This window comes from Pseudoalteromonas sp. '520P1 No. 423' (genome assembly GCF_001269985.1).
Taxonomy (GTDB): Bacteria; Pseudomonadota; Gammaproteobacteria; order Enterobacterales; family Alteromonadaceae; genus Pseudoalteromonas.
Genome location: NZ_BBZB01000001.1, coordinates 784,282 through 807,505 on the forward strand (window position 1 = coordinate 784,282; position 23,224 = coordinate 807,505).

The window sequence follows — 23,224 nt, forward strand, 5'->3', positions numbered from 1 at the left end:
TAATGCCTGAAATTTGATGCTGTGAGTCTAAATGTTTAAGCAGGGATTCAGCCGCGCAGGTTACTATTTAACTAATGTCAGCTCTGCGGAATTAAGCTCATTTATGTGCTCTTTTGTTATGCCTGAAATAATGAGATAGTTATAACAGGGCAATTAATAGAATAAAAATATGACAGCTAAAGATCACTGGGAAAATGTATATAGAACTAAATCATCTAATGAGGTGAGCTGGTTTCAATCTCATAGTACTAAGTCACTTGAGCTTATAAATTCAATTGGTTTACCTTTATTTGCATCTTTGATAGATGTAGGAGGCGGTGCGTCAGTTTTAGTAGATGATTTGATTAAACTCGGTTACTCAAACGTAAATATTTTAGACATATCGCCTGCGGCATTAAAAACCTCTCAAAAACGCTTAGGAAATGCTTCAAAGCAAGTTAAATGGATTGAAGCAGACATTACAGAGGAAAGACTAAAAGCGCTTAAAATTGATTTATGGCATGACAGGGCAGTATTTCATTTTTTGACTGAAAAGGATCAGCGCCAAAGATATATAGATAATTTAAATCATATATTAAATAAAGGCGGTCATGTGATCATTGCGACCTTTGCTGATGATGGTCCGCAGAAGTGCAGTGGCCTAGATATTTGTCAGTATAATGAAAAATCCTTAGTATTAGAGTTAGGTGATAATTTCACTTTAGTCTCCCATCACAAAGAAACGCACCAAACACCTTTTTATACTAAGCAAAATTTTATTTATTGCCATTTTGTAAAAAATTAAAATAAATTTCAGGCAAAAAAAAGCCAATCTAAAGAGATTGGCTAAAGCATTAATTATTCATGCTACAAGTGAATTTTTACATCAGGGAGTAATCGTTCCAGGGAATAACGCTACTATAGCAATGCTTACCTGAACCGAAACTTAACTCATTCCCTATTATAATAAAATTAGCGTCTGTTTTTACGAGCGCGAGAGCGACGGGCAAGTTTTTCTTGCGCTTTAGCTTCTAATTGCGCAGCTTTTTTAACGCGCATTTCAGCTACAATCACTTCTTCTTCATCGCGCATCTTAGGTGTTTCCATGGTCACACGACCGATAATGCCATCTCTTAATTCATTGATCAGAATTTCAGACATCTTATGGGTATCAACCTGGTTTCCTGAACGAATACAACCACGTTTTTTCCCTGCCATCTCAACAAACTCCCAGTCATTTTCTGGTAAATCTTCAATTTTATAGCGTTTTGTTAAAAGCTCAGGGTAAGAAGTTAATAAATATTCAGCAGTATAACTGGCTACTTCTTCATAATCATGGGCAGTATCTTTGATAGCACCTGTTGCGGCTAAGCGAAAGCCTGAATTCTCATTTTCAACTTTTGGCCATAACATGCCTGGTGTATCGTAAAGCATGATGCCTTCATCAATTTTAATACGTTGCTGTGCTTTAGTTACTGCTGGTTCATTACCTGTCTTAGCTACTATACGACCTGCTAATGTATTGATTAGCGTAGATTTACCAACATTCGGAATACCCATAATCATGGCTTTAATTTGCTTGTCAGCGCCGACTTTTAGTGGTACTAACTTTTTACACAGATCAGTAATACGTTTTACTTCACCTGCTTTATTGGTATCTAAAGCTAAAGATTTAACACCCGTTTCTTGCTCTAAATAACTCATCCAGTCATTTGTTAACTTAGGATCTGCTAAATCGGCTTTATTCAGTATTTTAATTACAGGTTTATCACCTCGTAATTCACTGATCATTGGGTTTTCGCTGCTGTAAGGAATACGTGCGTCCAGTACTTCTATGATCACGTCCATTTGTGGCATGATCTCACTTATTTCGTTACGGGCTTTATTCATATGCCCTGGGAACCACTGGATAGCCATTTGTTTACTCCTCACTTTAAATTCAGATTGTATTTTAACTGGCGATAGTGTCTTGAGCCAACATTATTCAGGTATACTGGCACAAATTTTTTTAATTCTCTTTTTTAAGGTACTTAAAGTGGCACTTAAAGCAACAATTCTCAAAGTAAAACTATCACTAAGCGATATGGATAGACATGTTTATCAAGATTTTAGTTTTACTGTTGCCCAGCATCCATCTGAAACAGATCAGCGTTTGATGGTGCGTATTTTAACTTTTGCTTTAAATGCCTGTGAAGGATTAGAGTTTACTAAAGGGTTATGTGAAGAAGATGAACCAGAGCTTTGGCATGTAAATTACTCTGAAGAAATAGAGTTATGGATCGATTTAGGTTTACCTGATGAAAAACGAGTTAAAAAAGCCAGTAACCGTTCTAAAAAAGTACGTGTTTATTCGTATGGTGAAGGTGCACAAGATATTTGGTGGCAAAAAAATGCTCAAAAGTTAAATAAAATTGATAATTTAGAAGTATTCAGCTTACCGTTTATAACAACGCAAGCGTTAGCTGGCATGATCAGTCGAGGCATGCAATTATCTGTGACAGTTCAAGATGGTCAGGTATGGTTTACTGATGAAAATAACAGTGTTTTACTAGAACCAATTCAACTGAAATAGTACTTTGATTACAAAATAATTTCAAAAAATTACATTTGTTCAGTTTTGATTCAGCGCAGATCCGCTTTTATATAGGTAGACAAACATAAAAGCGGAATACAAAAATGCGTTTATTTACAGTTACATTATTAATAGCAGTTTTGAGCAGTTTTACTTCATCGGCTGAAATACTTACTAAAACTTCCTCTAGTATTAAAGTTCAGCAATCTGTAAAAAAGCAGAATGCAGTTAAAAGTGCAGCAAAAAGTACAGTTAAGAATAAAGTTAAAAGCACAGTTAAAAACTCAGTTATGAATCATCAAGAGACAATTTGGTTTTATGATGTAACGAGTGAGGCATACCAAGATTTAGATCAAGATGGCTATTTTCAAAATTTAACCTTAAATTTTGATTTAGATACGGATTATTCAAGTTTAGATGTATTTGTTGATATCGCATTTATAAATCAAAACGGTATCTCAGAGCTTGTATATACATCTGATTTATTTACCTTAAATGGTGATTCAGATAAAGATAACCAGCAGTTTGATTTTCAGTTTTTTGATTTATGGCCTACCGATTATTATCAAGTTTATATTACAGTACGTGATGCTTACTCTTCAGAGGTTTATTTAACGGCTAATAATACTGATTTTTATGCATTAGCAGATTTACCGTTAGAAGGCAGTGTGTACGATCAAGATAATGAATTATCAATTTATTCACTTGCAATTCAATACTATCAAGATGCAGATAATGATCAGTATTATGAAAATTTTACTTTAGCGATTGATGCGGATACCACATATGGCTATCAGAATGTTGTTGCTGATATTTTAATTGATGGCCAATTATTTTATTCAAGTAATGCTTTTACTATTTATGCAGATTCAACAGAAGATAAACAATATTTTGATATCAATTTACAATCAGGTTTTGTGAGCAGTTATTATAATATTGAAGTTATTTTACGAGATGCTGATTACGGACATGAATTACATTATATAAATTCTAATTCATGGGCGAATTTATCAGGTCTTGCATTAGAGTCTAAAGAGTATGTACAAGAAGAGTATGTTGAAGTGGTACATAGCTCAGGTTCGGTGGCATATATATTATTAACTTTAGTTGGATTTGCATTTTATCGCCGCAAGTAAGATGACATAAGATTATTGAGCCTCTAAACTCAAATAGAGATTGATAAGGACATAGTATTAATTTGAATATACATACAGAAATAAACCAGCAAGTGAATGAGGTTTCAGATATACAAGTCATTGTATTACATGGCTTGTATATGTCAGGTTTTGTGATGAAACCTTTATGTCACCGACTAGCAAAATCAGGCGTTAACATATTAAACCTAACTTATAAAAGCCGTGATCCTGATAGTAAACAAATTTTTAACCAGTTGGATGATTTTATTGCCGATAAACCAACGGTGTTAGTTTGTCATTCATTAGGCGGTTTAATTGCGAGGGCGTATTTAGAGAACAATTCTGAATCATCGCAATTTATTACTAAAGTGATTACCTTAGGTACGCCGCACAAAGGTAGTAGTATTGCTAAGCAAATGCATGAAAAGGGTTTAGATAAACTACTTAAAAATAGCGTGGAGTATTTACTATCTCCTAATAACGACTGGCCTTTTAAAGCGAAATTATACAGTATTGCTGGAGACTTACCTTTAGGTTTGATGCCGATACTTGAAAGAGGCAGTGAATCAGATGGTACGGTATTATTAGATGAAACTAAACTAATGGGCATGGCTGAGCATAAAGTCTTTCACCTAAGCCATACAAGCCTGATTTACTCTCGCCAAGTAGTGAGTTATATACAAGATATTTTATTATCAGAATAAAACTTGTAAAAACTCGGTCAAGTAAGTCAGTTATTATTGAATCGAGTTATTATGAAAAATCTCATATCACATCAAAAAGCCATATTAATATTATTATTAACCTCATTTATTTTAATGGGGCTAAGTACTTATTTAATTGGTGACCACAAATCCATTAGCTTTACTGCTGATTTTTATAGTCTTAATGGGATATTGTCAAATACAGTATTTGTTTTAATGGCTGCAATTGTTTTTATTGTTGGTGCCGTTTTATCTTTTTCTGCTTTAAATAATCAAAAAGTAACAAACTACTTAGGTTATTTACTGATCTTAATGAGCTTAGTGCCTTTAATTACTTTGTTAAGTGATGAAGTGTGGATTGCCTCGTTAGGAGACTTTCCCGCAATAGGGTCAGGGCAAGGCATCATTAAATATTTTGCGTTATTTGCTATCGGGCTTTATTTAATTAAACCTGAAAAGCTTTCTAAGCAGCAGCTGATATGGTTTAACTTTTTACCTGTTGCTTTGGTATATATCTGGATTGGTGGCATGAAGTTTACTTTATTTGAAGCGCAAGGTATTGAGGCTTTGGTTAAAAGTTCTTTTCTAATGTCGTGGTTATATCGCTTCTTTGATGTGCAAATGACTTCAAATTTAATTGGCATATATGATTTAGTAATAACACTATTATTAGCTATAAGCTTATATACCAAGCGATACCTAGTGTTTAGTTTATTATTAGCAAGTACAGTATTTTTAGTGACACAAACATTCTTATTAACATTTAGCGGTTCTTTATCGGCATCGACCCTACTAACTGGTACTGGGCAATTTATTATTAAAGACCTGTGGTTTATCGTTAATCTAATTATTATTCACCAGCTTAGTAGCGCATCAAACACTATAAAATAACATTGTATTTCGTGGCTTTTATCACTCATAATTAAAGCCACGATATATCGCGCAATGGAATAAACAATAGTGGCACACCCAATAAAGCAATTTTTAGCAGACTCTGAATTATTACTAAACGCCGTAGGTGAAGGTATTTATGGTTTTGATTTAGATGGCAATGCGGTATTTATTAATCCAGCAGCTGAACGTATGACAGGCTGGAAAGCAAAGCATTTATTGGGTAAAAACATCCATAAATATCATCATCATAGTCATGCTGATGGCAGTGATTATCCAGCAGAAGAATGTAATATCTATAATACAATGCGCGATGGTATTGAACGCAAAATTACCCATGAAGTCTTTTGGCGTCAAGATGGCACGAGTTTTCCTGTTGAATATACATCTACACCGGTTCATAAGGATGGCAAGTTAATAGGTGCAGTTGCAGTATTTAGAGATGTAAGCCAGCAAAGGGAAACAGATCAGGCGTTACGCGATGCATTAAAAACAGTACAACAACTTACGGAAAAACTCCAAGCTGAAAATACTTACTTACAAGCTGAGATTAATGAAGGTTGGGCTGATTCTGGTTTAGTTGGTAAAACTGATTGTTTTAAACAAATGTTGTCGCAAATAGAGTTAGTAGGGCAAACAGATAGTACAGTATTAATTTTAGGTGAAAATGGCACAGGTAAAGAAGTCATCGCTAGAAATTTACACCAGTTAAGCGCTCGATGCCACTCTCCATTAGTAAAAGTAAATTGCGCGGCATTTACTGCAAGTTTATTAGAGTCAGAGTTATTCGGTTATGAAAAAGGTGCTTTCACAGGGGCAAATGAAATACGTAAAGGACGTTTTGAGCTGGCACATAAAGGGACTTTATTTTTAGATGAAGTTGGCGAGCTGCCGTTAGAGGCGCAAAGTAAACTTTTGCGGGTTTTGCAAGAAAGAGAATTTGAACGAGTGGGCGGTAATCAAACTATTGCTGTTGATATTCGTATTATTGCTGCTACTAATCAAAATTTACTCAAAATGGTTGAACAAGGTAAGTTTAGAATGGACCTATATTACCGTCTTAATGTTTTTCCGATTGAGGTGCCTGCATTAAGACAACGTATTGAAGACATTCCTGCTTTAGCTAAAAGCATATTACATCAATTAAATCAAAAACTGCATAAACAAGTCGAGGGTATTAATAATCGCAGTTTAGATAAATTAATGCGTTATAACTGGCCGGGTAACATTCGTGAATTACAAAATATCCTAGAAAGAGAAATGATTTTATCTACAGGTAAAATTCTGCATATTAAACAAAACTTTAATATCAGTAAAAACGTGCCAAACATTACAAAAGTACCACTAGCTGAAATTGAAAAACGCTATATTTTAGAAGTATTAAGTGAATGTCGTTGGCGTATAGGCGGTGAACAAGGTGCAGCTCAAATATTGGGTATGCCAGATAGTACTTTGAGATCTCGAATGAAAAAATTAAATATAAGTCGTAATTAAAGCGCGATATATCGTGTGTATGTGATATGTCGTGTTTTCTTTAATTTAACATTAGATTTATTTTAAATTAAATCAATGGCTTATAATGTCATCTTCTTGGCTCGATATTTGATTATAACTAAGTGAATCCGTCACTGAGTTGTAGCAATATGAAATTCGATATTAAAGAAGAAGATATGATCATCAAGCCCTATAAAACCGATGGGCCGATCTATGTCAGAGAACAAAAAGGATACTTTCAAAAAATTCGCAGAGTTATGGGTTGGATACTCATGCTTAGCTTCATCCTGATCCCTTTTATTCAATATAATGGTCAGCAAGCCGTTTTATTAGATGTTGCTCAGCAGCAGTTCCGTATCTTTGGTGTCACTTATTGGCCGCAAGATTTCATGATCTTAGCTTGTCTATTTATGGGGGCTGCTTTTGCTTTATTTTTTATCACGGTTTGGTTAGGTCGTGTTTGGTGTGGCTATATGTGTCCGCAAACAATTTGGACTTTAGCATTTATTTGGGTGGAGCATAAAATTGAAGGCACACGTAATCAGAGGATCAAATTAGATAAATCTCCTTGGTCAGTAAGTAAAGTTAGTAAAAAATTCGCTAAGCATAGTATTTGGCTAATTTTATCTCTATTCACAGCAACAACTTTTATGTCGTATTTTATTCCTGCTACTGATTTGTATAGTGAAATGTTGTCACTTGAATGGTCTGGTATCACCAGTGGTTGGGTATTTTTATTTGCTATTTGTACTTATGGCAATGCGGGTTGGTTAAGAGAAAAAATGTGCATATACATGTGCCCATATTCTCGTTTCCAAGCGGTCATGTTTGATAAAGATACTTTAATTGTTGCTTACGATACAGCACGAGGCGAAAACAGAGGCCGCCGTAAACGTAAAGATGACCCTAAAAAACTTGGTTTAGGTGACTGTGTTGACTGTAACTTATGTGTAGAGGTATGTCCGGCAGGTATCGATATTCGTAATGGTATGCAGTATGAGTGTATTAACTGTGGTTTATGTATTGATGCATGTGACGATACGATGGATAAATTTGGTTATGAAAAAGGTTTAATTAAATATACCAGTGAGCATGCACTATCTGGTAAAAGCGTCAATAAATTTAGGTTGAAGCTTGTCGGTTATGGTGTATTGACAGTTTTATTATTTGTACTTATGGGTTTGTGGGCATTTAACCGTGTACCGTTAGAAACCTCTATATTAAGAGATCGTAATGCACTTTACCGTGTTAATTATGAAGGTTTAGTTGAGAATACTTATACTTTAAGAATTATAAACAAAACACAAAAACCACTGCACTTTAATATTACATCAGACGGTGTATTAGGTGGCATACTCGATGTATCAAAAGACATTAAAATTGGTTCAGGGTTGATGCATCGAGTCCCTGTCACCATCACCGCTGACGGATATGATATTAAAAAGAAAATAACAGATGTGAATTTTACAATTCAATCGGTAGAAAACCCAGATATTAAGCTAGTTAAAACATCTCGGTTTTATAAAAACTAACACTTTATATTACAGGTAATTAAACCCAACTTATCTTGTAACCATAACCCACTTATCTAAAAATAAGTGGGTTATTTTTTATTTCATCATAAAACCATCAGCTTTTTATCATCTAAAAATCAATTTAATAGCAGTGACTTAAAGGATAGTAACTTTGAATTTTATATTAAATAATTGAGAGTACTATGAACGATATTAAAAACGGATTTAATAAATATATATTGCTGCTATGTTTCTTTTTCATCTTTAATTGCAGTTATTTAATGGCAAAAAATATAGAGCTGCCTGTGGTATTGCCGAGTAAGTTTGCCAGTCATGATGTTAAATTTAAGGTGTATTTACCTGATGGTTATAAAGATGACTCTGATGAGCGTTATCCTGTATTTTATACAACAGCAGGAGGCAGTCGAATAAACGTTCTGAAAGAACAATTAGCTTGGTTGAGCCATGTAGGTTTTGGTGCTTTACCTAAAGTGATTATCGTCACAGTGCCTTATATTGAAATTGAAACAGATATGGAGCCTAAATATATTTCTGCCTCAGGTATCAATAGTGATTTAACTATTGAAGTTTTAAATCAAGAAGTGATGCCTTATATAAACAAACACTTTAAAACACATCCGTTTAATATTTTAGAAGGCTTTTCCAGTAGTGGTAATTTTCCTTTATATGTTTTAGCTAATAAACCTGAACTATTTAATGCATATATTAGCGTAAGCCCTGCTTTAGTTTTGGATAAATCAGGTTTATTGACTAAATTTGATAATCGATTGGCTTCGCCTGATTATAAAAATAAAAGTCTATATTTAAGCCTAGGCAGCTTCACTAGTAATGCCCCTTTATTTGAGGGATTAGAAAAGAAGTTAAATCAATATGCGCATAATGATTTAACTTGGCATACAGAAGATTTTCGAACAGATAATTATATGACTGGGCCTATGGTAGGTGTATCTAAAGCGGTGCAAAAACTATTTTCAGACCGTAGCCCTGCAGATATGACGCAATTTAAAGCATCTGGGGTAAAGAGTGTAGAGGTTTATTACGATAATTTAAAAGCGAAATATGGTTATGAGTTATCTTCAATTAATACTTTGATGGATTTAAGTGATATGCAATTAAAGGACTCTCAATATACTGATGCGATTAAAACTCTTAAATTGGTAGTCAATCAATCACCAGAAAACGCTTATTACTTAACACGTTTAGCAAAAGCGCAATTGGCCGCTAAGAAGAATAGAGCGGCCAAACAGACTTATAATAAAGCGCTTATTTTAGCTAAAGCAAAGGGTGATGACGAAAGCATTCAATTTATCCAAAATAAATTAAAAGTATTAAAATTATAATATTAGTTTGCTGCTTTCAATAACACTAAATCTTTTTGCTGTGGGGCGTAATTGTCTGACAGCATTTTCATTTCTAAAGGATTGAAATCAGTCATAAACAGAGAGTTTAAATCAGACTGCTGAATAATATTTGCTTGGTCTTTTATCGCATCATATTGCCAAATATTCTGTTGCTTATCTTGTATATACAGCATGTTGTTGCGCCAGTAATAGCGCCACTGCACTGTTATGTGATCTAAATCTTTAATTATTTGTTTTTGATTATTAACTAGTTTAAAAATACGTCCTTGATGATCGTTCATAACCAAAGTATTGGTTGATGTTTTTTGTGCCCAATAGTTTTCACCTATAAATTCGACAGTAAAATCTAAAGTTTTTAAGTTAAGCGATATGATTTTTGGCTGGGTTTTATTTGACGCTTTATCAAATATTAATGCGTTAACTAATAAATAATCAGAGTTTCCATCTTGCCACCATTGGTAAATACCTTTGACTTTAAAATTGAGTTTTAATGCTTTTTCAGGGTTGTTTAAGGTTTTAGTCCAAACTGCATTATCTGTTAAAAAGGCTAATTTATTGCCATTTGTAGACCATAAAAAAGTACTTATTGGTTCATTTTTGATATCCGTTAATTGTTTTAATCCTTGGCTGCTATTGAGCCAAATTTGATCATGCCCTGTTCGGTTTGATACCAAACCTATATTTTGAGTGTTTGGTTGAAATTTACTTGAATATTCCTTTTTTGTAGAGCGTTCAACCACGTGATCAGTAAAGTTATCTGAATTAGTTTTATCCCATGTACGTAATCTAACATCCATATCTTGTTGGCCTAATACTGCAAGTATATCGCCATGAGAATTAAACGGCTGTGCAGAAAATATTGTATTAGGTGTCAGTATCTCTGTGGTATTCATTAGGCCTGAATTATCAAACCAATATATTTTTTTATCTGCGGCAATTATTAGTTTGTTTTCATTAAACCATTTTGGCTGAGCTTGATTTACATTGCTCATAGGTAAAGGGTAGTGATTAGTTGTGATCAGCTTTGAGTTTATTAGGTTGAGTGCAGAAAATGATAACTGGTATTTATCGTTAATAGATTGAGAGATAACAGCCATGTGTTGTGAGAGCGGGTTATAGGCGAAGCTGATTGGCTTTTGAAAATCAGTAGTAAATTTTGTTTGTTTATTTGATAAAACATCAAATAATATAAATTCGCTATCGCCTATCTTATTTGTTTTTAGTGTTATTAAAGTATTACTATCAAGCCATTGCGCATCATGATAAAAGCTATTTTCACACGGAATAAGTTGTTTTACTTTTTTGGTTTCAATGGTGAGTTGCATTATAGATGCGCATTTTGTGTTATTAAAAAATCGTACTTGTGAGTAAGTAATAGATTGATTATCTGGACTGAAAGAGAGTCTGCCTTTGAAACGCGTATCAGTTAATAAAACGGATTCTGTTTGAGAAGGTAAGTGTTTAATAATTAATTGAGATTTATCTGAAAATTCATCATCAGCTTGGGTATTAATATATGCGAGCAATTGTTTGTCATGAGATAGGGATGGCATGCTCTCTATACTGTCTGAACTTGTGAATGACTCCATTGTTTTATATTGCTTTTCAAAACCATTAAATGATTTCACTAAGTAAAAACCAATAAAGAAAATAATTACAGTGACCAAAAACACATAGAGTTTAGCTTGTGTTGATGAATGCTTTATATCGGATTGTGAACTTTTGTTTTTCTCATCAATTAAGTTATTTAGGACTGGGGCTGATAAAGAGATATTAGCAACTAAACTATAACCTTTTTTAGGGTGTGTTTTGATCACCTTTTGTGTTTTTGCATCATCCGAAAATAGCTTTCTTAGTTGTGCAATACAGCGCTGAAGTGCATTGGGTGCAACTACGACACTTTTCCATACGGCATCTAAAATTAGCTGTTGTGAAACAACATCGCCATTAGCTTCAACCAGTACTTTTAAAACAGCTAATATTTTTGGCTCTATAGAGGTGGTACTCGCTGGGGTGATAAGTTCGCTGCGTTGCCAATCTATTTTGTTTCCATCTATCCAAACAGGTTTCATTTAAGCCCTAAAAATTTAAATCTCATACAAAAATCAATCACAAGGTATCATGAAAGGTCATAATTTCTAATAACAATAAACGGATAAAGCGACATAAATACAAATTACTATTTTTAAATTAATTTATTATCTAATTGTTTTAATTGGATAAACTTTAAATAGAGATTAAAAAGAGAAAGATAGATTTGTATACAAATTATATTTTTGCTCAGATGTACAATAGATAAAAAGATTAAGAGATATAAAAATTGAAAACTCATATTTTACTGTTCACAAGCTTCTTAGCTTGTTTTACAAATTTAGTATCAGCGGCAAAATTATATAGTGATGGGCCTTATTTGATTGGTGGTGATAAAGCTTTGATGGAATATCAAATTAATAATAATCAGCTCAACATCTCTGATTATAAAGGTGATTTATCAATCCCTAAAACATTTAAAATTAATGAAACAGATGTATATAACAATGCAGAAAAAATAGCTGCAATTAGTGATATACATGGTCAAGTTGATATTTTTATACAGTTACTTGAGAAAAACGGTGTGATTGATGCTGAGCATAACTGGAGTTGGGGCAAGGGACATTTAGTTATTACAGGTGATATTTTTGACCGTGGTGATACTGTGACAGAAGCATTATGGTTAGTCTATAAATTAGAGCAACAAGCAGTAAAGGCGGGCGGTAAATTACATTACTTATTAGGAAATCATGAATATATGGTTTTACGCGGAGATGAGCGTTACCTACATAATAAATATATCAGCACACTTAAAGTGATTAACCGAGATTTAAAAGCACTTTTTGCCGAAGATACAGTATTAGGTCGTTGGTTACGTAGCAAATCAACTGTCATTAAAGTTAATAGTTTTGTATTTTTACATGGTGGCATACATCAAGATTTCTTAGATTTAAACCTAAGCTTAGAAGAGGCTAATGAACAGTTTAGAAACAGTATAGGTCTTAGTAAAAAAGAGGTGAAATCTCATGATATATATAAAGTGCTGCATGCATCTACAGGGCCTATTTGGTATCGCGGTTTCTTTAAAGAGGGTGAGTTAGACCAAAAACAAATAGAAAGCTTATTAAAGCAACTAGATGCTAAGCGTATTATTGTGGGTCATACTTCGATGAAGCAACTTGAAACACGGTTTAACGATAAAATTTTAGCGATTGATGCCTCAATCAAAAGAGGTAAAAATGGCGAGTTACTCATTTGGCAAGACAATAAATTTATTCGTGCTGATATGCAGGGAAAACAATCGTTGTTGTTTCACTAGATAAACTCTAGAATAAATAAAAAGTATAATAAAAAAGAATCTGCTTTGAACTTTATTCGCGGTAGTTTATTCAGTTTAGCTTTTATCTTTATCAATACAGCCTGTGCTGATGAAGATATATTTTCTCTATCTTTAGAAGAGCTAGTCGAAATAGAAGTTACTTCGGCTTCTCTTTTTAAAGAGTCCCTCGCAGATGTGCCTGTACCTATTACTGTGATCACAGCTCAAATGATAGACGAAACGGGCGCTCGCAATTTAAAAGATTTATTAACCACCTTTATACCAAACTTCACCAGTGTAGAAGACCAAAATGAGCAAAATGTAGCTGCTCGAGGTGTATTCACATCTTCACAGCAAAAAATATTAATCATGATTGAAGGGCATAGGTTAAATAGCCGTAGCTACTCTATGGCGGCGCCTGATTATGGGATTAGTTTAGATAAAATTAAACAAATAGAAGTTCTTAGAGGTCCTGCTTCATCTTTATATGGCAATGTTGCATTAACAGCGACTATCAATATTATTTTGAAAAAAGGCAGTGAGCTAGATTCAACTCTAGTAACCCTTGGCTTAGCTAAAAATAATACGCAACAAGTTAATTTCTTACACGGTCAAACTATCGCTGATTTAGATGTACTTGCTTGGGGACAGTATTTTAAAAGTGAAGGGGATACAATTAATATTCCTAATAGTCCTATTTATTTATCCAAGACAAGTCAAAGTGATAGTGCCATTATTGGTGGTTATGATGATCTACCTAGCTACGATATAGGCGCTAAAATTAAAGATGATAATTGGAGCTTTTATGCCAATTGGCGAAGGGGTCATTATATAGAGCCTTTTTCTGGCGGTGGTAAAACTGGTGAGCCTTATGATTACGATGATTATGCAAAGTTAAATGGCATAGGGCCAGGTTTAGGTTGGCAATCGCAACATTATAATTTTAGTTTTGATAAGCAACTTAATAATTGGTTATGGCATCAAGAAATATACCTGGATGAAAATGAAATTAATTCTTTAGTGGTCGTGAACCCGGAAACAAAAACTTATTTGGCGCCTTCATGGCGAGAGCGTTCAGTTGGTTTGATCTCTAGTATTAATAAACAAACTCAAAATGCTAATTATTTAATTGGCTTTCAGTATGACGCTATGAAGATAAAAGATAGCGAACTGTTAACTTCTTTTGAAGGCTCAGACTTATTACCTATTGAGGGTAGAGCTGATTTATTACCAAAAGCAAAGGAGTCTATCGCATCAATATTTGTGCAAATGAAATATAGGTTAAACGACTTATGGCTTGCTAATATTGGGGCTAGATATGATTATAAATCCCGTTATGAAACTGAATATATTGAAGATTTCAGCCCGAGATTGTCTTTGGTTTATAACAAAAGTGAACAATTCAATTTAAAACTGTCTTACGCATCGTCATTTGTAGATGCAACTTTTTGGAATCGCTTTAGTACCTTGCCCTCTTTTCAAGGAAGTGAAAACTTAAAGCCTGAAAGGTTAGAATCTATACAGTTAACACCCACATTTACGCTTTTAGATCAAAATCTAATACTGTCTACCAATATTTATTATAACGAATTGAGCGACTTTATTTTTAGGGATAATAACGCTGATATTTTAGGTCCAAACTATATCAATGCCGGAGAGCTAAAAAGCTGGGGGGTAGAGTTTGAAGGTCAATATCAACATAAAGATGTGAGTTTAAAAGTTGTGGTAGGTTACCAAAAAGCGATTAGTTCAGAAAATTATGGTGAAACTGACGGCGATGTTCATAATGTACCAAGCTTAACTGCAAACTTCATCAGTACGATAGCAGTATCACCAAACAGTGATTTTAATTTAATTATTCGTTATATCGGCTCGCAAACGTCACCTATTTTTATGGAAGGTGAGGTCAATGCTAAAGAGTATAGTGTTGATCCAGCATTAGTATTAAATGCAAATTATCAACACCAAATCACATCTGACTTTAATATTGAGTTTAATTTACATAATGTATTAGACCATCAATACGAGCAAGGCGGTACGACAGTGCATCCTTATCCTCAGCAGGGACGAAGCGCTAAAGTCTCATTGAGTTATAAATTCTAAAACTACTTAAAATAGATATAAATAAATCATGGAACCTAAAGAATTTGAAGATCTTCATTTATCAAATGAAGAATGCAGAGAAATCATCACACCTTACGCCTTTAAAATTAACAAAAGCTTATTAGGGCTGCCGCTGGCAAGCGCTAATAGGCGTGGTTTTGCTATCTTGATAGATGTATTTTTTATATTTGTCGCTGCTAAACTCAGTGCTGCGCTAATATCGGTTGTGGCTGCGTTAGCATTTTATCGTGGCATGAATGATAAATACCTACCACAAACAAAAATTTGGCTACGTAAATTTTTAAAGTTTAGTGCTGCGATTATATTATTTGTGGCCAGTATGGCGTTATTAGATGAAACGGTTGATTATTTCGAGCATTCAGAAGATTTAATTACAGTTTCAAGTGATGTGACTTTGACTGAGCAGCAACAGAAAGGAATTGAGGATTATTTAGAAGCCACTAAAGCAGATGAATGTGAATTAAGCTGTCAGCAAACTGCGTTAAATGAACTAAAAGCGAATAACAAAGACATTGCAAATGAAGGTTTTTTTGATAATGAACTGACAGGCCAAACTGATCCAAAAATAGTAAGAGCGGTTATTTGGGGAATATATGAAAGTTATAAATCAGAGCAAAAAAAGCTGCAATCTAAAAAAGATAATTCAGTAAGTTCTCCTCTTGAAACAAACCATAGCTTAGTTGAGTGGATTAAAGTTGTCATTACCGATCTTGGTTTAGGATTTGGTTGGGCGGCTGTGTATTTTACGTTATTTACTTTGCTTTGGAGAGGTCAAACGCCAGGTAAAAAAATGATGGGTATTAGAGTAATCGCATTATCAGGTGAGTATTTAAATGCCTGGGATTCATTTGGTCGTTATGGCGGTTATGGCGCCGGTTTTGCTACAGGTTTATTGGGTTTTATGCAGATTTATTGGGATCCAAACCGACAAGCAATTCAAGATAAAATTAGTGCAACAGTTGTAATCAAAGGTGACTTACCACCAATAGAAGTGCCTTTTATAAATGAGAAAGAGACTGAAAGTGACACATGATAAGACTTGCTAAATATATAGGGCACAGTGGTTACTGTTCTCGAAAGCAGGCTTCAAGACATATTGATGCCGGTGATGTTATGGTTAATGGTAAGCCTGCCAATCATATTGATCATGTCACAGAGAATGATTGCATAACGATACTTGGACAGAGAATCAAAGTTGATACACAGCGTGTTTATTATGCTTATCATAAGCCTGTAGGTATTGATTGTAAGCTTAATATGGATGATCCAGCCAGTTTGAGTCATAGTTTACCAACAGAGCAGCGAGTTTATCCTATTGGCCGCTTAGATAAAGATTCGAGAGGGTTGTTAATTTTAACGAATGATGGTGAGTTCTGTAATCAAATGACTCACCCTGACTTTAGTCATGAAAAAGAATATTTGGTTAAGGTTCAAGTAAAACCACAGCAACAGCCTTTAGATAATGACTTTGCTAAACAGATGGCGGGTGGTTTGATTGTTAATAAGCAATTAACCTTGCCTTGTAAAGTATCTATACTTTCAGCTGATACTTTTAAAATTATACTCTCCCAGGGACTTAATCGTCAGATCCGAAAAATGAGTCATCAACTCGGTTATAAGGTGATTGATTTAAAACGCATCAGATTTGAGAAATATCACCTTGCCGACTTACCCGAAGGGCAGTTAGTTAAGATCAACAAGGCATGCATAATTCTATAGACTTGAATATTTCGCATTTCTCCTTTGTATACAATAGTTAACTCAACTGATAAATTGCTTGTTCATTTTTAAGGAGATCGATTTGGGTTGGATTTTATTTACATTTTTAGCTGCATTTATGCAGGCATGGCGTAATGCATTACAAAGTAAGTTAAGTCAGTCGGTCAGTGTATCAGGCGTAACATTGGCAAGGTTTATTATCGCTGGGCCTATTGCTGCACTTTATTTATTTCTTTTATATCAGTGGCAGCCAACTGAGCTGCCAAAATTAAATGCGACCTTTATTTTATTTATTGTAGGCGCATCTTTAGCACAAATCATTGCGACTGCTTTGATGGTGAAATTATTTAAACTCAATAACTACGCTGTAGGTGCTGGACTTGCAAAAAGTGAAGCTATTGTCGCTGCTATTCTTGGTAGTATGTTTTTTGGTAGTCAATTATCCGCTTTAGGCTGGTTTGGTGTGGCAACAGGCGCAGTTGCTGTATTTTTATTAAGTGGTTTATCCTTTAAACAAAGACCAAACCTTAAAACGATTATGCTTGGTTTAGGCTCTGGCAGTGCGTTTGCACTGACATCTTTATGGGTTCGAGAAGCAAGTCATAATATAGGCTTGCCATTTCCACATAGTGCCGCTTGGGTGCTGCTAATTGTTATTAGCTTACAAACTATTTTATTACTGTTATTTATTTCAATTACTCAAAAAGACACCTTAAATAAACTTTGGCAGCATAAAAAAACGACCTCGGCTGTTAGTTTTTGCAGTTGTATAGGCTCGATTGGTTGGTTTAGTGCTATGAGTTTACAGTATGTGCCTTACGTAAAAACATTAGGGCAGGTAGAAGTATTTTTTACTATTTTAATATCCATTTATTGGCTTAAACAAAAACCTAAAAAACAAGATATGTTAGGTTTATTATTAATTGCTGTAGCGGCTATATTGGTAATGTATGATTAATAAAATATCGCAAGGATTTGTTTCTTCTCTATATAGCTTTAGCGGTTTAGTCATCGCATTTTTTATCGCTTGGATAGTGATGTTTAAGGTGGATTTTTTATACCCTACTTTTTATGATTTGTTATCTATTGATGAAACTATTTTAGAATTTGGCCCGCAAAATTATTATAAAAAAGGTTTTGAACTTACTTCAAAAGATACGCATGTTTCACTATTTTCAGATATTGTCACTGCTATTCATAATGATGGGGTGGGTTTAGACAAAATTAGTTATACGTATAAAAATACTGAAAATTTCGAAGTATCATCGACATTTTTACATCAGGCAGAGGTAACTCACTTGCAAGATGTGGCATATTTATTGAATATATTAATGAAAATGGCATTAGGTTTTTTTGTGGTTTGGTGCACGCTTTCATTTGGCTTTATATATAAAAATAAACCTCTTCCAAGTTTTAAATTTCAAATAAAATCTATTTTATTATTTATAGGCTACAGCTGGCTGGTGGTTTTAATTATAGGCCCTCAAAAAGTATTTTATTGGTTACATAAAGTGATTTTTCCTGCTGAAAACCAATGGTTTTTTTACTATCAAGACTCCCTAATGACCACTATGATGAAAGCACCTATTTTATTTGCACCAATTAGTATTGTGCTTGTGGCCTTGGCTTTTTGTGTGTTTGTTCTTTTCACTGGTATTGTAAAGCGTGTTGAAAATAAATAAGAAAATAGAGTGGAGTTAGTTGTGCTTTTTTAATTAAAAAACAATAATTTAAAACAAGCGCGACTGAAGTCGCGCCTACGCTTTAAGGTAAAGTTAAGCTATATTTAGGGGTTATTTTTTACTATCAATACTCCATAAAACGTTTTGGTCAGATCCCATTATTGTTGTTGGCATTTGACCATTCCATTGTTGGGCTTTTACATACTCAACTAATGTTTTTGATTTACTCAAAGAAGCTGCTTTTGCTTTAATCGCTTCTGCTTCCGCTAAACCTTTTAGTGATATTGCCTCGGCTTCAGCTTCCGCCTCTTTTTTAATGGCATAAGCACGACCATCAGCTTTAGCTTTAGCAGCATCACGTTGCGCCATAGCAGTATTTACTTCTCGTTGCGCTTCTAATTTTTGACGATCGAGCTTATGTTGTTCTGCAGCAGCTAAATTTTTCTCAGTTTGTTTTGTTTCAATGCTTTGAATATATTTGGCCGGTAAAATGAGATTCTCTAATTGCGCTGAATCTAATTTAACAGGGTACTCCTTCATGCCATCAACAAGTAACTCTTCAATTTGCGCAATTACTTGAGAGCGGTTTTGTATTAGCTCTTCTGCTTTATATCGTGCTAACGCATCTTTTGCAGCAGATCTGAGTTTGGGGTCTAATATACGACTCTCAAACTGAGATAAACCACCATAAGCTTTAAATAACTCAAAAGCTTGATCGCGCTTAACAGTCCAGTTAATTGACACTTCTGCCACAACGGGCATTTGCTCATGGGTCGAAGCATTTAGTTTTTCAACATTCTTACGAGTACGAATTTCTAATACTTCTATGGTATCCACAAATGGGATTTTAGTATGTAACCCAGGGTTTACTTGCTCTGTTGCTTCACCAAAACGTTTGATTATGCCAACGTGACCTTCATCAACTGTATACATGGCTTGGTATGCTGTCGCTATGCCAGCAATAGCCAGTATTACACCGATAGCAGAACCTTTCTTTTTACTGACAATAGTTGAGAGATCTGGTAATTCATTTTGATTTTTTTGCATATTATTCCCTTATATATTTTTAAAATGTTACTGATAAAACATAAAGTAACAAATTAAGGGGACAAACGAGAGTAAAAATGATTTTTGGTCATTTTTATCTCGTAAAAGGGTTATGAAGGAGATTTTTGGCAGTGAATTCACTTATTTAAACTTTGGTAAAAGAGTTTTGTAACCCGTTCTTGTGGCAACCAGTTTGAGTAAGTTAATTTCAATGGGCTTAAAGGTTGTGCATCAATAATCGCTTGTTCAGTTTTATTTATTTTCATTGTCTCTAAAACTAATTCTTTAGCCTTTTTGACTAAGTGTAAGTAGTTATTGAGTTCTTGTTTATTGCTAATAGGACCGTGCCCCGGGATCACTTGAGTATTGTTATCTATTTTTTTTAATACATCAGTAACTGCATCAATCACACCATTAACACTACCTCCGCTATTCACATCAATAAATGGCAGGCTGTTTAAATTAAAATATATATCCCCCATATGCACTATGTTAGCGTTATCAAAAAATACAATGGCATCACCATCGGTATGAGCATTTTTATGTCGTCTGATAATTTAGCAAATTGATCATCAACAATATAAATACCATCTTCACCAATACTGGCCGCTATATTGCTTCCTTGGCCAAATAATACATAAATATTCTGATTGAGTTTTTGTACTTTAACTACGTTTGCATAACTAAATGAAGTACTTAAAAGTAGTGCAATGCTAAGTCAAATAACATGTTTGAGCATAATAGTTCCCTTTTATTATTTAATCTCAGCATAAGTTAATTTTTAGTCTGGGTAAATAAACATCAAAAAAAGCTTGTATTATATAATTACAGGTGTAATCTATGGTTTATAAATTACAAGGGTAATCGTTATGTCGACAATAACTGAAATCAGTAAAACAGAATTTGAAGTACTAGAGGTGTTATGGCAGCAGCATCCTGCTTCAGCAAATGAGATCATTGCTAAGCTAAATGAAAATAAAGAATGGCATGAAAAAACAGTAAAAACCTTACTTAATCGTATGGTAAAAAAAGGCGCTATAGGATTCGAAAAACAACAAAGGACTTATATTTATACGCCTTTATTAGAGCGAGACTCTTATACATTAAAAGAAAGTAAAAGCTTACTTGAGCGTATGTTCAGTGGGAAAATTGCCCCTTTAGTTGCTGGTTTTGCAAAATCTGATGAACTATCAAAGCAAGATATATCAGAGTTAAAGCAATTGATTGATCAATGGGAACAAGACAATGATTAACATGTTAGCTGATTCTCAATTGCTAACTTGGTTAATTGAGCAGCAACTTTATATCTGTTTAATTATGATCGCATTAGTGTTTTTTGAGAAAAAGTCATTACCTAGTTTAGGCGCTAAATTAAGTTATAGCCTTTGGTTGATATTACCAGTGGGAATAATTTTGAATAATTTGCCTTTAGGGTTTGTGGCAATTGAAAATAATGAGATTACCCGTTATTTAGTGGGGATTCAATCACCTGAGTTTTCTCAAACGGAGTTGAATTATCTACCTTTAGTTTGGGGGTTAGGTGCGTTTGTTATTTTGTTTATTGGATTTTTTTCAAAGCAGCAACAGCAGATAGCATCATCTTTAACTCCGACAGCAGCACAAAATCTACCACTACAGTTACCTGATAGATTAAGGCTGTATCACTCAGATATTGTATCAAGCCCTTTATTATTAGGGGTTTATTCGCCTAAGTTAGTTTTACCGACTCATTATCAAAAGTTATATAGCCAAGAACAGCTAAAAATGATTTTAGAGCACGAAATTTATCACTATAAGCGTAAAGACAATTTATGTAATAGCCTAGCGATTATTGTTCTAAGTTTATTTTGGTTTAATCCTCTGATTTGGTTTGGCTATTTGAGTTATCGTCGCGTGCAAGAGATCTCATGCGATTCAGCTGTATTAAAAAGTAAAACAAAATCACAGAGCATTGAATATGGTAAAGCCTTATTAATATGCGCTGAGCAAACAAGCACGAAACTTTGTGCTTATACACACTATGGAGAGAAGAGTACTATGTTGCAAAGAATTAATAATCTTAAACAAAAAAAATCTACAAAACCTTTAGCGCAATTAGCTGCAATTGCACTGACTACAAGCTTGTTGAGCGGTATAGCAGTAGCACATCAAGATGAAGTTCATGGTATGAAACAAGAACAGGTTTCTCCAATTATGCGTATCGAACCAAAATATCCTGCTCTAGCTGCCGAAGAAGGCACAGAAGGGGCTGTAGTGTTAGTTTATGATATTACACCTGCTGGTTTGGTTGAAAACGTAAGCGTAGTTACTGCACAGCCTAAAAAAGTATTTGATAAAGTTTCAAAAGTTGCTTTAAGGCAGTGGAAATTTGCTAAAACAGAGCATGGTGCTAAGCGTTTATTAGTACAATTAGATTATGCGATGAGTAAAGATAGTGAAAAAGCGCCTGATTTATTGGAACGTATTAAAGTGACTCACTAATTCACTTTTAATGAGAGATAACTTAAGCTTGTATATACAAATTTAATCAATTGAGTAATTTGTATATACAAGTTGTTTTTTATAAATCATATTTTCATTTTCACTCCCCCAAAGCCCGCTATTTATAAGCAAAAAACCATATTAAAGAGACTTAACAGGTACCCCCCTTATTTTGAGGATTAAAAAACGTTATCATATTACTGCAGCCGTTGTGATATTAGCGTAGTTAAGGAAATTGTAGTGGGTTCAGTGTTATCAAAAGTTAGACAGTTCGTTTCTATAGGGTTTTATGCGATAAATACCTTTTTTTGGGTATTGCCTATTATTATTTGTGGATTTTTAAAATTAATCCCTATTAAGCCGTGGCAGCAGTTTATAAGCTGGATTGCTAAATTTTTAGCGAGTCGCTGGGTTGCTTGTAACTCACTCATTCAAAATATAATGACACCATTTAAATTAGAAGTGACAGGTTTAGATGATTTACAACCGAAAGATTGGTATTTGGTTATTGCAAATCACCAAAGCTGGGTTGATATTTTAGTGATGCAACGTTTATTACATAATCGTATTCCATTTTTAAACTTCTTTTTGAAAAAAGAACTTATTTATGTGCCATTTTTAGGGTTAGCATGGTGGGCATTAGACTTTCCATTTATGTCACGTACCAGCAAAGCACAATTAAAAAAGAACCCATCACTACGTGGAAAAGATATAGAAACAACTCGAAAAGCATGTGAAAAATTCAAAGAAGTACCTGTAAGTATTGTGAATTTTGTTGAAGGTACACGCTTTACTGAAAATAAACATAAAAGGCAGAAAAGTCCTTTTCAGCAATTGTTAAAACCAAAAGCGGGTGGCATTGCTTTTGTTTTACAGGCTATGGGCGATCAACTCTCTAAAATAGTGAATATCACCATACATTACCCTGATGGCATACCTAATTTTGTTGATTTTGCTAGCGGTAAAGTAAAGCGTATTCAAGTACATGTTGAAGTGATGCCAATTAGGGATGCATTAATCGGTGACTATACTAATGATACTGACTTTAGGGTGCAGTTTCAGTCTGAGCTAAATAAAATGTGGCAAGATAAAGAGCAAAACATGAAAAAGCTATCTGAAAATGAGGTTGCTTAAACTTTAAGTTTCACTA

General features: G+C 34.1%; 21 protein-coding genes. 17 read left to right on the forward strand and 4 right to left on the reverse strand.

Features of this window, described 5'->3' with window-relative positions:
* Nucleotides 1-169: 169 nt before the first annotated feature.
* The gene (locus PSA_RS03635; protein WP_042150099.1) at nucleotides 170-784 is read left to right on the forward strand and encodes a class I SAM-dependent methyltransferase; all 615 of its coding nucleotides are present in this window, start codon (nucleotides 170-172) and stop codon (nucleotides 782-784) included.
* Nucleotides 785-951: 167 nt separating this feature from the next.
* On the opposite strand, the gene ylqF is transcribed toward PSA_RS03635, so the two are convergent.
* On the reverse strand, nucleotides 952-1,896 hold the full coding sequence (ylqF, locus tag PSA_RS03640) for a ribosome biogenesis GTPase YlqF (RefSeq protein WP_042150101.1): 945 nt from the start codon (nucleotides 1,894-1,896) through the stop codon (nucleotides 952-954).
* A gap of 118 nt (nucleotides 1,897-2,014) precedes the next feature.
* Here ylqF and PSA_RS03645 point away from each other — a divergent pair, with 118 nt between their 5' ends.
* The 7 genes from PSA_RS03645 to PSA_RS03675 all read left to right on the forward strand — a co-directional run bounded on the left by PSA_RS03645 (nucleotide 2,015) and on the right by PSA_RS03675 (nucleotide 9,651).
* A complete protein-coding gene (locus tag PSA_RS03645; RefSeq protein WP_042150103.1) occupies nucleotides 2,015-2,551 on the forward strand; it encodes a YaeQ family protein in 537 nt (178 codons plus the stop codon).
* A gap of 104 nt (nucleotides 2,552-2,655) precedes the next feature.
* Complete coding sequence (locus tag PSA_RS03650; protein WP_042150105.1) at nucleotides 2,656-3,687, forward strand: choice-of-anchor H family protein; 1,032 nt, start codon at nucleotides 2,656-2,658, stop codon at nucleotides 3,685-3,687.
* A 62-nt stretch (nucleotides 3,688-3,749) separates the two neighbouring features.
* On the forward strand, nucleotides 3,750-4,391 hold the full coding sequence (locus PSA_RS03655) for an alpha/beta hydrolase (protein WP_269432763.1): 642 nt from the start codon (nucleotides 3,750-3,752) through the stop codon (nucleotides 4,389-4,391).
* Between the two features lie 51 nt (nucleotides 4,392-4,442).
* On the forward strand, nucleotides 4,443-5,282 hold the full coding sequence (locus PSA_RS03660) for a DUF417 family protein (RefSeq protein WP_042150107.1): 840 nt from the start codon (nucleotides 4,443-4,445) through the stop codon (nucleotides 5,280-5,282).
* A gap of 69 nt (nucleotides 5,283-5,351) precedes the next feature.
* Entirely contained in the window at nucleotides 5,352-6,776 is a 1,425-nt protein-coding gene (locus PSA_RS03665; protein ID WP_042150109.1) for a sigma-54-dependent Fis family transcriptional regulator, read from the forward strand.
* A 149-nt stretch (nucleotides 6,777-6,925) separates the two neighbouring features.
* Nucleotides 6,926-8,308, forward strand: a complete 1,383-nt coding sequence (ccoG, locus tag PSA_RS03670) for a cytochrome c oxidase accessory protein CcoG (protein WP_042150110.1) — start codon at nucleotides 6,926-6,928, stop codon at nucleotides 8,306-8,308.
* 263 nt (nucleotides 8,309-8,571) lie between these two features.
* Nucleotides 8,572-9,651, forward strand: coding sequence for an alpha/beta hydrolase-fold protein (locus tag PSA_RS03675; protein ID WP_042150112.1), 1,080 nt, complete (start codon nucleotides 8,572-8,574; stop codon nucleotides 9,649-9,651).
* 2 nt (nucleotides 9,652-9,653) lie between these two features.
* Here the strand turns inward: PSA_RS03675 and PSA_RS03680 are convergent, their stop codons facing one another.
* Nucleotides 9,654-11,744 carry a winged helix-turn-helix domain-containing protein gene (locus tag PSA_RS03680; RefSeq protein WP_042150114.1) on the reverse strand — a complete coding sequence of 697 codons (2,091 nt, stop codon included), beginning with the start codon at nucleotides 11,742-11,744 and terminating at the stop codon, nucleotides 9,654-9,656.
* A gap of 248 nt (nucleotides 11,745-11,992) precedes the next feature.
* Here PSA_RS03680 and PSA_RS03685 point away from each other — a divergent pair, with 248 nt between their 5' ends.
* The 6 genes from PSA_RS03685 to PSA_RS03710 all read left to right on the forward strand — a co-directional run bounded on the left by PSA_RS03685 (nucleotide 11,993) and on the right by PSA_RS03710 (nucleotide 18,546).
* Nucleotides 11,993-13,021, forward strand: a complete 1,029-nt coding sequence (locus PSA_RS03685) for a metallophosphoesterase (RefSeq protein ID WP_052380171.1) — start codon at nucleotides 11,993-11,995, stop codon at nucleotides 13,019-13,021.
* Between the two features lie 45 nt (nucleotides 13,022-13,066).
* Nucleotides 13,067-15,124, forward strand: a complete 2,058-nt coding sequence (locus PSA_RS03690) for a TonB-dependent siderophore receptor (protein WP_042150116.1) — start codon at nucleotides 13,067-13,069, stop codon at nucleotides 15,122-15,124.
* 28 nt (nucleotides 15,125-15,152) lie between these two features.
* The gene (locus tag PSA_RS03695; protein WP_042150117.1) at nucleotides 15,153-16,178 is read left to right on the forward strand and encodes an RDD family protein; all 1,026 of its coding nucleotides are present in this window, start codon (nucleotides 15,153-15,155) and stop codon (nucleotides 16,176-16,178) included.
* A complete protein-coding gene (locus tag PSA_RS03700; RefSeq protein ID WP_042150119.1) occupies nucleotides 16,175-16,864 on the forward strand; it encodes a pseudouridine synthase in 690 nt (229 codons plus the stop codon). Before PSA_RS03695 ends, PSA_RS03700 begins: the two co-directional genes overlap by 4 nt.
* An 82-nt stretch (nucleotides 16,865-16,946) precedes the next feature.
* Entirely contained in the window at nucleotides 16,947-17,822 is an 876-nt protein-coding gene (locus PSA_RS03705) for a DMT family transporter (RefSeq protein WP_127924203.1), read from the forward strand.
* A complete protein-coding gene (locus PSA_RS03710; RefSeq protein ID WP_042150120.1) occupies nucleotides 17,815-18,546 on the forward strand; it encodes a DUF1461 domain-containing protein in 732 nt (243 codons plus the stop codon). Before PSA_RS03705 ends, PSA_RS03710 begins: the two co-directional genes overlap by 8 nt.
* A 111-nt stretch (nucleotides 18,547-18,657) precedes the next feature.
* Here PSA_RS03710 and PSA_RS03715 read toward each other — a convergent pair whose 3' ends face one another.
* Both PSA_RS03715 and PSA_RS26160 read right to left on the reverse strand, forming a co-directional pair.
* Nucleotides 18,658-19,593 (reverse strand): prohibitin family protein, encoded by a 936-nt coding sequence (locus tag PSA_RS03715; protein ID WP_042150122.1) that lies wholly within the window; start codon nucleotides 19,591-19,593, stop codon nucleotides 18,658-18,660.
* A gap of 137 nt (nucleotides 19,594-19,730) precedes the next feature.
* Nucleotides 19,731-20,075, reverse strand: a complete 345-nt coding sequence (locus PSA_RS26160) for a hypothetical protein (protein ID WP_052380172.1) — start codon at nucleotides 20,073-20,075, stop codon at nucleotides 19,731-19,733.
* Nucleotides 20,076-20,471: 396 nt separating this feature from the next.
* Between PSA_RS26160 and PSA_RS03725 the strand changes: the two genes are divergently transcribed.
* From PSA_RS03725 to PSA_RS03735, 3 genes are all read left to right on the forward strand, one after another.
* Nucleotides 20,472-20,846, forward strand: a complete 375-nt coding sequence (locus PSA_RS03725; RefSeq protein ID WP_042150158.1) for a BlaI/MecI/CopY family transcriptional regulator — start codon at nucleotides 20,472-20,474, stop codon at nucleotides 20,844-20,846.
* Nucleotides 20,839-22,074, forward strand: a complete 1,236-nt coding sequence (locus PSA_RS03730) for a TonB family protein (RefSeq protein WP_052380173.1) — start codon at nucleotides 20,839-20,841, stop codon at nucleotides 22,072-22,074. The genes PSA_RS03725 and PSA_RS03730 overlap by 8 nt, the downstream gene beginning before the upstream one ends.
* Before the next feature lie 240 nt (nucleotides 22,075-22,314).
* A complete protein-coding gene (locus PSA_RS03735; protein ID WP_231665216.1) occupies nucleotides 22,315-23,208 on the forward strand; it encodes an acyltransferase in 894 nt (297 codons plus the stop codon).
* The last annotated feature ends 16 nt before the right edge of the window (nucleotides 23,209-23,224 follow it).

Bases quoted from the DNA above. Each gene is read 5' to 3' on its own strand.
- PSA_RS03650 (WP_042150105.1), top strand. From the start codon at position 2,656: ATGCGTTTATTTACAGTTACATTATTAATAGCAGTTTTGAGCAGTTTT.
- PSA_RS03680 (WP_042150114.1), bottom strand. From the start codon at position 11,744: ATGAAACCTGTTTGGATAGATGGAAACAAAATAGATTGGCAACGCAGC.
- PSA_RS03730 (WP_052380173.1), top strand. From the start codon at position 20,839: ATGATTAACATGTTAGCTGATTCTCAATTGCTAACTTGGTTAATTGAG.
- ccoG (WP_042150110.1), top strand. From the start codon at position 6,926: ATGAAATTCGATATTAAAGAAGAAGATATGATCATCAAGCCCTATAAA.
- PSA_RS03715 (WP_042150122.1), bottom strand. From the start codon at position 19,593: ATGCAAAAAAATCAAAATGAATTACCAGATCTCTCAACTATTGTCAGT.
- PSA_RS03700 (WP_042150119.1), top strand. From the start codon at position 16,175: ATGATAAGACTTGCTAAATATATAGGGCACAGTGGTTACTGTTCTCGA.
- PSA_RS03695 (WP_042150117.1), top strand. From the start codon at position 15,153: ATGGAACCTAAAGAATTTGAAGATCTTCATTTATCAAATGAAGAATGC.
- PSA_RS03660 (WP_042150107.1), top strand. From the start codon at position 4,443: ATGAAAAATCTCATATCACATCAAAAAGCCATATTAATATTATTATTA.
- PSA_RS26160 (WP_052380172.1), bottom strand. From the start codon at position 20,075: ATGGGGGATATATATTTTAATTTAAACAGCCTGCCATTTATTGATGTG.
- PSA_RS03710 (WP_042150120.1), top strand. From the start codon at position 17,815: ATGATTAATAAAATATCGCAAGGATTTGTTTCTTCTCTATATAGCTTT.
- ylqF (WP_042150101.1), bottom strand. From the start codon at position 1,896: ATGGCTATCCAGTGGTTCCCAGGGCATATGAATAAAGCCCGTAACGAA.
- PSA_RS03635 (WP_042150099.1), top strand. From the start codon at position 170: ATGACAGCTAAAGATCACTGGGAAAATGTATATAGAACTAAATCATCT.
- PSA_RS03675 (WP_042150112.1), top strand. From the start codon at position 8,572: ATGGCAAAAAATATAGAGCTGCCTGTGGTATTGCCGAGTAAGTTTGCC.